Genomic DNA, 1214 nt, shown 5'->3' with positions numbered 1-1214 from the left:
CGCAGCTCCTTGCGCACCATTTTCGGGGTTTTGCATCGGAGCATTTCCATGCCCATCGTGGTTTTGATGTGACGAAAGAACAACTCGACTGCCCAGCGTCTAAAGTAGAGTTCGGCTAAATCATCCACGGTGTAATCCGAGGCATCCAAAAGCGTCGTCACTAGATCGTATTGACGAACGCGGAACCCTTTCACCTCAATGCGTATGCGCACGATGCGCAGCGTCATAACTGCTGGCAAGCTCGCCCAATGATCTTCATCCCAGCCTTTTGGGCGCTGCGGCTTGACCCATTCGACTAAGCGATCCAGCGGCCCAAGTGCCTTGCCCTTGCGATAGTCCAGCTTCCGCGCCTGATGAACACGCATGACCGCATCCACGCCTTTCGCCGACAAAGCAGCCAGGTTCCCGTAAGAGCTAAAGCCTCGGTCGGTCAGGACGACATCCCCCGGGCGGAAGAACTCGATGAATTTCACGAGAATGCGACTTTCGTGGCGCTTGAGTTCGGTCTCGACCCATTTAAGCAACGCGCCACTAGCCAAACAAAAGCAAGCCACCACCTTCATCACAGGGAACCCGCAACCAGGAAGCTGGCGGGCCGGTTGCGGGAACTCCTCTTGGTTTTCAGGCGTGTCCGGTAGAGTGATTCCTGTCCCATCAATGACCTTCACATCGCGACCTTTCCAACGCTGGTCCGCTAATACACGTTGTTGCACCTTCTCGCTCACATGCGTGTGGATCGTCTCCAGAACTTCATCGTCCAGCTTTCCTCTGGCTCGACAGTAGGCCGCGTTGTCGGAATCGGGCAAGGGCAGCTTCTTCTCGCTGCAAAAGCTCTGCACTTTACGCACAACTTCACGGCAAGGCATCCCAGGCGAAAGCACTTGATGAAGGAACCCAAAGAAACTCACGCTATGGGAATAAATCCGAGTTCGGCTATGCGCCCCGTTCGCTCTAGAGCAGAGCTTGTCGAGCGGGATCAAACCTTCAAATATATGGGATAGTTCAGAAAGCGTTGACCCCCTCAACTTATGCAGCTTTTCTTGGAACTGCGTAAAGGTCGTCTTTGGTGGTTTGCCGCATAAAACATGGTTAAATCCGGGTAGAAATCGTTCAAGGTTTCGCATCCAAGAACAATACATACCAACGGCCTTTACGTAAGCTTTTTGGTTGACTTTTTTTACTCGTATTATGCCCTTAAGTCCGTGCCATTCGGG

General features: G+C 52.9%; 1 protein-coding gene. It reads right to left on the bottom strand.

Annotated features, from left to right (window positions below):
* Nucleotides 1-1124 (bottom strand): IS4 family transposase (locus QEH52_RS19740; protein ID WP_308952680.1); only part of this gene is annotated, 1124 nt, incomplete at its 3' end.
* Nucleotides 1125-1214 lie beyond the last annotated feature (90 nt).

Source organism: Thalassobacterium maritimum, from assembly GCF_031127805.1.
Taxonomy (GTDB): Bacteria; Verrucomicrobiota; Verrucomicrobiia; order Opitutales; family Coraliomargaritaceae; genus Thalassobacterium; species Thalassobacterium maritimum.
Note: the sequence above shows the minus strand (reverse complement) of the source record. Positions and strands in the feature narration are given on the sequence as shown.